This window comes from Pseudomonadota bacterium, from assembly GCA_026388215.1.
Taxonomy (GTDB): Bacteria; Desulfobacterota; Syntrophorhabdia; order Syntrophorhabdales; family Syntrophorhabdaceae; genus JAPLKF01.
Window position 1 is genome coordinate 25,383 of record JAPLKF010000092.1, and the last position, 10,397, is coordinate 35,779.

Here is a 10,397-nt window from a genome sequence, read left to right on the forward strand (position 1 = left end):
CTGAAACGGGATATCTTTTATAAAATTTTAAACATGCTATCAAACGAGTAATTCCTTGTCAAGGGTAAAGAGACCAGAATAACCCTTGAAATTTATAACTGAAGCCCATCGACATCTATCCAGTGTATGACCTATACAATAAAAAAGTTAAGGGAAGCCTCTAACTACAGGCTAAATCGACTATATTGATGAAATTAAGAAAATAAATAAAATGCCGATTATTAAAATTGAAGGGAAGGCGATTAACCGGTTAGTACTTTATCGTTGACAAAATTTATAGGTAGTGGTAATTAAAAAACAAGTATTATAAGGGATTAAACAGAAAATCATTTAGATTTAGAGGGCTATATCGGAAATAATTTGAGTGCAAGGAGTTAGTTATGGTGAAGAATGAGGTCGAGGTTTTTCGTAAAACAATAATATTTAAACAGTGTCCAAAGATCAAAAACCGATGAAAAAAGAGAAAGAATTCACTGAACATGATTATCGGGAAATCACTGGGTCTGAAGTTATTGGAAGTTGGCCGTTTCGTATCCGGGATTTTATCGTTCATTACCTGGAACTTTTATTTGTTTTGCTAATTGCATGCTTGGTAATAGCTGTTTTCTTTCTTTTTCCCTTCAAATTTGCATTCTTGAACCTTTTTTATCTCCCTGTACTCACAGCCGCATATTTTTTAGGAAAACGCTATGCTTTCCTGGCATCCATACACATTATCTTGCTTGTGGTTGTCTCGGCCTTTATTCGACCCGAATGGTTCACAGTAGGAGGAACCCAATTAAGCACCATGGTTATGATTTCTATCTGGGGGGGATTCCTTGTTATTACCAGTATAGGTATTGGTTCGCTTCAAGAGCGTCTTGCCAAGGGTTTTGCGGAAACCCGCCATCTTTACGAAGAATTAAAAAGAGGCCGCGTAGTAGAAGAGATGAAGGAAAAAGTTGAAAAAGCGCTCTACGCCACTATGGATCCTGTAGTAGCAAAGCTAGCCACCGAAGATAAATTAAGGTTTGAAAAAAGAGAAATCAGTATTATGTTCACTGATTTAACGGATTTTACCACATATTCAGATCAACATCCCGCCGATGTGGTTCTCGAGGAACTTAATTCATTCCTTGGCCAAATGGAACCAATTACAGAGATGTACAAAGGTCACATTGATAAGTACATGGGTGACGGGGTTATGCTTGAGTTTGGTGCCCCCATAGATTATGACCAGCATGCCCTCATGGCTGTTCTTGCTGGCTGGAAAATGCAAGAAAAGGTTAAAATCTTGAGCCTGCCCTGGCGATTACGGTGTGGCATTGCCACAGGAAATGTGATTATAGGTATGTTTGGGGTACGTCGTAAGGCATATAGTGCCCTTGGTGACCGTGTAAATGTTGCCAAGCGTCTGGAAGAAATATGTGAACCTGGAAAGGTTTTTATTGACGAACCAACATACTTAGCGGTCGAGCCTTTTATAAACGTAAATAAACTCCGAAATAAAGGATATGGACGCCAGACAGATAAAGAATTGCTTGAACAAGTAAGTGTTCTTGAAGAGAGGTTAGCCCAGGATACTGAAAATCCTGAGATACTATACAAAATTGGTAAAACTTATTACGAACTACGAGATGCTTCAGAAGCTATCCGATACTTTGAGCGTGCCTTAGCTTCGGACCCGGAATCGACTGAAATTAGACTCGCATATGCTGATGCAAACCTTAAGAAAGAAGAGTTTGAAAAAATCCAGCTTAAGGGAATATTGCAGAAGATTACTATTTACGAGGTCACGGGTATTAAAAACCGTTGGGATGACCCTTCAGTAATTCCACTATCACTATCTTCAAAATACCGCCAACTTGAAGCTCTTAAGGACATCCCATCTGACTTAGTTCGCTCCGTTGAAGCCCTGGATGGTTCCATAGGTCATGGACAGGTTGTAGGATTACTTTCATATGCAATAGCCAATCATATGAATTTGAATGAGGAGTTTAAAAAAACAATCTTACAGGCTGGATATCTTCAGGATCTTGGGAAGGAAGCTGTACCCCATCACATCTTAAATCGTTCTGCAAGCCTCACAGAACAAGAAGCAAAGTTAGTGGAAAAGTATGTTCTGGAAAGTGTGGCCATTTTAAAACGTTTAGGATATGTGGAACCACAACTTCTTGAGATTGTGAAACACCATCACGAAACGTGGAATGGAAATGGTTACCCAGACGGGTTAAAGGGGGAAGATATTCCCGTCGGGGCACGTATTACATGTGTCGCCGAAGCATACAGCGCTATGACATCATGGCGTCCCTATCATGAACCTTGGGATTCTCGTATGGCCTTGAGTGAGCTCCGTAAGGCAGTGGAAAGAGGGGTTTATGACCCTCAGGTGGTTGAAGCCCTCATCGAGGTCCTTAAACCGGATTCTTAGGTTTCCTGTAAGTTTTATTACATAATTGAGCTTTATAATTATCTATCTTCTCTTAAAAAAACAGCAAGTCTCGAACATATTCTTTCATAGAGATCGTCTACATATTGTGCTGGTGTGATATAGTGGTTGCACATCATGGAGAATACCATCATCTCTCCATCCTTTGTTGTTGCATAACCTGAAAGATTACGTATATGGTTCATTGAACCAGTCTTTGCCCGGAGATTATTCTTACAGGGAGCTGCCTTCATTCTATTTTTTAAGGTTCCGTCAATACCAGCAATAGGAAGAGAATTATAATATAAATCGAAATATCTATGTCTTGCCATAAAACGGAGTAACTCAACTACCTTTTTTGGGGTTACAAGGTTATATCGAGAAAGTCCGGAGCCATCAACCATAAAAAAATTATCCGTATTGATACCAATACCTTCTAAAAACTCCCTTATCGCTGAAATGGCGGTCTTTGAATCACCCTTACCCTTAAATTCCCTACCAATAGTAAGAAGGAGTTGTTCAGCATGGAGATTTTTACTCTTTTTGTTTATCACATATATAATTTCATCAAGCCTTGGGGATCGGTAAAAAGCTAACCTCTTTCTATTTTGAAAAGGGGGTTGTTCTTTACCTGCAATATACACCTTTCCCGTAAATGTTATCCCCTTTCTCATTAAAGTTTCTCCAAAAACAAAAGCACCATAATGTGCGGGATTTTTCACAGCAATGGACTTTCCGTATTCTTCACTATTTATTGGGAATATTCCTGATATCTCCAGGTTGTTTGTGTCGTATAACATTTTAAAACTAACATCTGCTTCGGAACTCTGATTGCCTGTTATAACTTTATTGACTATGTTTATATATTTAGTTTGCGGCTCTGTCCGTACTTTTGCTGGTGCACCTATGGAATCGCCATGGTAGATAAAGATATCTATAGAATTATCGTTGAAAGAAAAGGCATCTTTTCGAGCTGAGTACCAGAATATTTCATCGTCCCAGCTCCAGCCCTCACCCATAGGAATATCATCAAAATATGAATTATCAACCACTATGTTACCACGAATTTCTTTTATTCCGAGGTATGACAGGGTATCTGCCCAGTTCTCAAAAACTTTTATTGTGTTACCATCGTTAAAGTAACCCGAAATGGTTGGATCACCCCTTCCAATTATAATTAAATCACCTTTTAAAATACCGGATTCTATGTTTCCATTTGTAAGGAGTTCTGTTTCGTATGTAAAATTTGGAGATAGGTATATCAGGCCGGCTGCTGTTGTAAAAAGTTTTATGTTAGAGGCAGGAATGAAAAGTTTATTCTCATTATAATGATACATCACCTCACCTGTATCTAAAGATTCAATATGAATACCGAGATGGGCAGATGATAATTTTTCATCCTTTATAAGGCAATCTAACTCGGAACGGAGCCTTTCAACTGGCGTGAAGGATTCATGTTTTGGTTTGATCACACATCCAAGTAGCGAGCTTGAAAGAAAGGCAATAAATATGAAAAAAATTAAATAAAGGTGGTTATGTTCTTTAGAGCCCATATCCTTTGATCCCTTAAACGCTTTAGTCAACTGGACAAAGTGATTATAACTTATCCAATCACTGCTATACAAAGCAAATAAATGATTGAAAAATAATATAGCTGGATTGAATTATTTGCTTTTATTGTCCATGCTTATAATCAGAATAGTATGTCCTTGACTTCGCCTCTCGGCATGTGTTACCTACTTTTCGAAATAGTCGGGGATAAGGCAATAGTAAATGGGAAAAGAACAATATAAAGAAAGTAATAAAGAAAGGTACCCCCACATTTTTTCTCCTGGTCAAATTGGTCCTCTTAAGGTGAAGAACCGGATCAAATACGCTGCTACTGAAACGAATTTTCCATTTGGTGATGGATTTGTAAGTGATAGAGAGGTTGCATATATGGAAGCCCAGGCAAAGGGTGGTGCCGGGATTGTTACCACGCAAGGCGCTTATCCTGATACAAAAGGAGAGGGCAAGGGGTTCAAGGGAATGATGAGTATTGCAGAAGATCGTTTTATTCCTGGTCTCGCCCGTATCGCAGAGGCAATAAAACGTAATGGTGCCTTAGCGGCTTTACAGATTTTGCATTGTGGAAGAGAAGGCGGTGTAGAACTTGATTATTGTCTTATGCCATCAGTCGTGCCGCAGAGACTTTCATATTTCAAACCTCCACGGGAGATAACCTCCTATCAGATAAAAGAATCTGTGCAGGACCATATCAGGGCTGCCCGTAGGGCTGTTGATGCTGGCTATGATATCATAGAAATATCAGGAATTGTAGGGTATCTCCTTTCAACATTCATATCCCGTTATACCAATAAACGCACTGACAAATACGGGGGAGACATCAGGAATAGATGCCGTCTTATGATGGAAGTACTCCAGGGTGTAAAAGCAGAAGCAGGGGATTCGATACCTGTGGGTATACGACTCTGCGGTCTTGAATTACTCGATGATCGTGGAGGGAATACCGTGGAGGAAAGCCTGGAAAGTTTCCTTCTTGCTGAAGAGGCAGGAGCAGATTATGTGAGCGTGACGATAGGTTGGCATGAATCTTCTGTATCAGTTATTACACGAGATGTTCCCATGGGACACTGGCTCTATGTTGCAGAAAGGGTAAAAAAAATTGTAAATATTCCGGTTATGATAGCATTTCGACAGTTTATACCCGAGATACCTGAGAAGGCAATAGGTGACGGCATCATCGATTTCTGGGAAGCGTGTCGTCCAATGATAGCAGACCCGGAACTTCCCTTGAAGATATCTAAAGGGAGGGAAGAAGAAATCATCCCGTGTATTGCTTGCAACCTTTGTTTTTCACGCCTCTATTATCATCAGCCCATCATGTGTTCTGTAAGGCCAACCCTCGGTCATGAGAATGAAGCTGATTGGGGATACTACGGTTTTTCCCAGAGTAAAAGGAAAAAGAAAATAGTAGTCATAGGGGGTGGTCCTGCAGGACTTCAATGCGCCTCTGTTGCTGCAAAAAGAGGACATAAGGTAACTCTACTGGAGAAGAGAGAATTAGTGGGTGGAAGTATTCTCCTTGCTTCGAAGGTTGATGAGGGCGCAATAGAACTTCTGCGCCCAATAAAAATGCTTGAAGGAGAATGCCTGCGTTCAGGCGTAGAGATTCGCTTAGGGATTCAATACACCCCTGAAGCTTTGGTTGAAGAGGGTACGGATGCAGTAGTTATAGCTACCGGTTCAATAGTTAAAACCTTTCCTTTAGTCACTTCACAAAATATTTTCACGCCAGAAGATATTATAGATAAGGGGAAGAACCCTCCAAAGCGTACAGCAATTATTGGAGGAGAGGGTGTAGGGCTTGGGATTGCTGTATTTTTATCTCGCCAAGGAGAATACGATCTTGTTATTGTGGAAGAGGGTGGCAGACTCGGTCGTGACGTAAATCCATTTTACCTCTGGCAATACCTTAGGTTATTAAAGGAAAAAAAGGTTACCCTATTAACACATTCCCGGGTTGTTGGAATTGAAGGAAAGATGCTGTGTATCAACAGGATGGCCGAGAAGGAGTTCATAGAAGTTGATGGGATAATCATTTCACAAAGAGAACCTGTAAAGGAATGGGATTTGGATTTAGGCCATGTGGCAAAGGAGGTTTATTTTATAGGCGATGCAAAAAGACCAAGGCGTCTACACAACGCGATATATGATGGATATCGGCTGGGAATGGTGCTCTGATGATACCTGTTATCGATAAGGAGTCATGCACAGGATGTGGAAGTTGTATTGATATATGTCCCAATCAGGCAATCTATATGGAAGGTGAAAAAGCACAGATAGATGCTGAGTTTTGTGAAGAATGCGGTTTTTGTACATCTGAATGTCCTGTCGATTCTATAAAAATAATGTTCCCAATTTTTTCCGGTTCAAACCCCTAAAACAAATAATCTTACAATGTATCTATTAAATTCATTTTAACGCTTTTTTTATTACTAATGCATATAAAACCATTTATTTCTCTATAAAATAACGGTTAAAATGAAAACAAAGGCTATATGAAATAGGGTAGTTCCTCTTTTATTGCAGATCCTTTAAAACCACTATTTTTAAAGTTTAAGATAGACATATTTAGACATTTCAACATTTTTAATTATACAGTACATATTTATTTAAACAGTATAATTATTTAATGTCTAAGTAAAAAATAATATTGTCTATATATAATTTTACATATTCTCTTCAAATTTTTAATTTAATCTCTATTTTACAGTATATTTTAAAATATTTAAATTATTTTTAAACAGTTTAATTTTTTTCTTGACAAATGTATTTATACTGTATAAAAGATATATATGTTAGACATTATTAAAAAAATATTAGGGTTCATATTGAAATGTCTAATTATACAGAGAAGCAATGATAGATAGCAAAGAGCTTTTAAAAAAAACAAGTATATCCAGGGCAACTCTTAATAATTACATACGATTGGGTATTATTCCAAAACCAATAGTAAAAAAACCTGATAAGGAAAATAAGAAAATAAAAAAAATAGGGTACTTTTCTGAATCAGCACTAGAAGATATCAGAACCGTTAAACGTTTAAAAAAAGAAGGAAACTCCATTGATAATATAGCTAATATTTTCAGAAATACATTCAATAAAATGAAAGTTGCAGTAGAAGATGATTTGAAAGTTTCCCCTAAAGATGAAGATAAAAAAATCACTGAAAAGATGGTTTCAAGAGAGGATGAAAAACTTACACTCACGATTGATAACATAGAAACCCCGGCCTACCTCATAAATTACAAATTTGAAATAGAATGGATAAACCACGTAGCAGAAGAAGAGATATTTCAACAGACGGTAAGGCTCATCAAAGATGCAGAATCGAGAAACATCTTCAGATTACTTTTTAATATGCTGTACACTGGCAACGTAAAAAATCTCGAAAGCATTGTTGACCTTCACATGACCTTTTTAAAATCGAAATTTTCAAGAGATGAGGTATTTAAACTATACTCAGGTATTTCGGAGAAAGAAATTAATTATTTTCAAGGGTCTTACGATAGAACCGATAGTATACCAAAAAAGGATTTAATAACTCAGACCCATATTGATATTGTGGAACAGGATGGAAATACGAGATCCTACAGACTTTACATCACGTTTTTTAGAGAAGGGTTGTTATTTTTCTACGAACCAAGCGATACGCTTTTAGAAGGGGTGATAGAATTTCTTAAAAACCGCAGTAAAGTGATTAATGAGTTGCTGCAGCGCCGTATGCCTGCCTTGATCGATTTCTGTGTACTTATGGCAGATTTACAGGATTCTGTCAGGATATGCGCTGAACTGCCACCGGAAGAGTATTTTGAGCTAATTAATCAGATGAGAAAAAACGTTGAAGAATCTTTCAGAAACTATTATGGGATTTATGGAAAACATGCCGGTGACGGGTTAGTCTATTATTTCTTAAAAGACCGTGATTCGCATTATATTGTAAACTCGCTTAATTGTGCCATGGAATTAAAAAATAAGATGGAAAAACTTTCGGCTGAGTGGAAAGTACGCAAAAGATGGGACAATGAGCTCTACCTGAATATAGGCATAAATGAAGGGCAGGAATATTTCAGTGCAATTCATGCTTCAAACAACATAGAATTTGCTGCCTCAGGAGACACCATTAATTATGCAAGCAGGCTATCTGATCTTGCCTGTTATGGTTCAATTTTGACCACAAAGAATCTTATAAACAGAATGGCTAAAGAAGATCGCCAAAGGTTTATTTTTGGCATAAAGAGGAAGACACTGGGTAGAGGAATATTTATCGAAAACATGTTTTCTAGGGTTGTAGATTTTATACATGTGGATGATCCGAGATGTGGAAAATTTATGGATATTGCAGCGTTACCTATTACCGAAATTATTGGCAGAGCGTGATAATACGAAATGTTGTGGATAGCCACAGTGATTAAGGTAAAAGAAGTATGAGAGCAGCACTTGAGAATAAATTGTTAGATGTAATTACGTTAAAGAACAAAGACCTTTACTATAAACTACAAATCATCTTTGGTCTTTTTTTTCCTCTCCCTGCAGCAGCTTTTCTATTTTTCATTATAAAATATAATGTTTTAAGAGACGGGTCTCTCCACCTGATACTACTCACAATGCTGATTTTTGCTCTCTGTGGCTTCAGCATGTTAAGGAACATATTCAGCAAAATCGTAAATTTATCAAGGGATATCTCCGAAAACATAACGGCACAGGTTGCTGGCGTTCAGTTTCAGAGTGAGAAGGATGAATTAGGAAATTTAGTAAAATCATTCAATACCATTGCGAAGCAATTTAAAGATACTCATAATCTGTTGGAAAAAAAGATATCAGAAATATCAACACTCAAGGAGCTTTCGGACCTTTGTTATGTGACCTTTGACAACGATGAGCTTTTGTATATTGCTTTGGAACGTGCTTTGAAGTTAGTAAATGCAGATGTAGGTTCTGTTTTGATGCTGGAAAGACCACATAGAAAAGCCTTTATTGTCCAATCAACTATCGGACTTGGAAATAAGCTTACAGTAGGGGAAAAAATTGACTTCAACACAAGCATTGCCAAATATGCGGTAATTAATAAATCTCCTGTTGTTGTTGAAGACATTGAAAAGGATACCCGTTTTGGAAGAAGTAATCGCTCTAACTATGCAACGAAATCCTTCGTGTGTATGCCTATCAAGACGATCAAGGATATTATCGGTGTTGTTACAATTTCCCGGCGAGATGATAAAACACCTTTTACCCAGGAAGATATAGAGGTTTTGACACCACTTTTAAGTAATGTAGCCTTTACATATGAAAACTTACGCCTTGTTAAACAAAATGAGCTGAAAACTGAGTATATAAAGGTGATTGAGAAAATTTTAAAGAATATTAATTCAAGTTTTCGTGACAGCGATATTATCAACACATTCTTGCGTGATGTCCAAACACTAGTGTCTTTTGATCTTGCCATGATTTTAATAAAAGATGAAAACAGGCCTGATAATCTGGTAATATTTGACCTTTTTACCAAGGAATCTACAAATTTTTCAAAGGGTGGCTATTATCCTTACAAAGGCTCAATCATTGACAAAGTTATGGAGCAGGGAACTACCCTGATTGTGGATGACTTAAATACCCTTTACGGAGAATTTGGAAAAGAACTGTTTATGAACAATAATTACAAATCTTGCACTTTAAGTGAATTAAAGACGGGAGGTGATACGAAAGGGGTGTTGATCTTTTTCGCACATGAACCGGAGATCTTTGACAAAGTCAAAGGGTTTATAGATATAGTGGCAGATAGCGTTTCCCTTGCTATTGCAAAAAACACACTCTCTGTCTCCATTAAAAAACGAAAACAAGAACTGGATACATTAAAACAGATTGGTAATGTTCTTGCTTCATCGACATTTGATATAGACCAGGTTCTCAAGCATACGATGGATATGGTAAGGGTTATCATGAATGTGGAAGCGGGCTCACTATTACTTTTACATGAAAATGAACTGGAATTCAGGGTTGCCTTTAATCTTAATATGGAGACCATGCGTAAATCGAGGCTCAAGCTCGGTCAGGGAATTGCCGGTTATGCTGCTACCTGTGGAAAATCGATAATTGTGAATGATGTTGTTAAATCTCCTCATTTTTCACAAGAAATAGACAGAATTACTGGTTTCAGAACAAAATCGGCTCTGTGTGTTCCCATTATCTCGCAAGGCAAGGTGCTCGGGGTTATTGAACTGCTGAATAAAATACCCGGTGATTTCAGTTCAAGTGATGAGCATCTATTACAATCGATTGCTTCATCGGTAAGTATTGCAATGGAGAATGCGCGCCTTTATCAAGAAACGGTTTCTATGACAGAACATGAACGTGGGATACGACAGATGTTTCAAAAGTTTGTCCCCAAAGAGGTTGTTGATAAAATCATCCATGGTGAACAATTCGGGAA

At 37.7% G+C, this 10,397-nt stretch carries 6 protein-coding genes; 5 read left to right on the plus strand and 1 reads right to left on the minus strand.

Annotated elements, in window-relative coordinates; all coding sequences use genetic code 11:
* Nucleotides 1-451 precede the first annotated feature (451 nt).
* Complete coding sequence (locus tag NTU69_05585) at nt 452-2,410, plus strand: HD domain-containing protein (GenBank protein ID MCX5802991.1); 1,959 nt, start codon at nt 452-454, stop codon at nt 2,408-2,410.
* A 38-nt stretch (nt 2,411-2,448) separates the two neighbouring features.
* On the opposite strand, the gene dacB is transcribed toward NTU69_05585, so the two are convergent.
* Nucleotides 2,449-3,960 (minus strand): D-alanyl-D-alanine carboxypeptidase/D-alanyl-D-alanine-endopeptidase, encoded by a 1,512-nt coding sequence (gene dacB, locus NTU69_05590; protein MCX5802992.1) that lies wholly within the window; start codon nt 3,958-3,960, stop codon nt 2,449-2,451.
* A gap of 220 nt (nt 3,961-4,180) precedes the next feature.
* Here dacB and NTU69_05595 point away from each other — a divergent pair, with 220 nt between their 5' ends.
* From NTU69_05595 to NTU69_05610, 4 genes are all read left to right on the plus strand, one after another.
* Nucleotides 4,181-6,151: an FAD-dependent oxidoreductase gene (locus NTU69_05595; GenBank protein MCX5802993.1), complete on the plus strand. Its 1,971-nt coding sequence runs from the start codon at nt 4,181-4,183 to the stop codon at nt 6,149-6,151.
* Entirely contained in the window at nt 6,151-6,351 is a 201-nt protein-coding gene (locus NTU69_05600) for a 4Fe-4S binding protein (GenBank protein MCX5802994.1), read from the plus strand. The genes NTU69_05595 and NTU69_05600 overlap by 1 nt, the downstream gene beginning before the upstream one ends.
* A 478-nt stretch (nt 6,352-6,829) precedes the next feature.
* On the plus strand, nt 6,830-8,350 hold the full coding sequence (locus NTU69_05605; protein MCX5802995.1) for a MerR family transcriptional regulator: 1,521 nt from the start codon (nt 6,830-6,832) through the stop codon (nt 8,348-8,350).
* A 47-nt stretch (nt 8,351-8,397) separates the two neighbouring features.
* Nucleotides 8,398-10,397 (plus strand): GAF domain-containing protein (locus NTU69_05610; protein ID MCX5802996.1); only part of this gene is annotated, 2,000 nt, incomplete at its 3' end.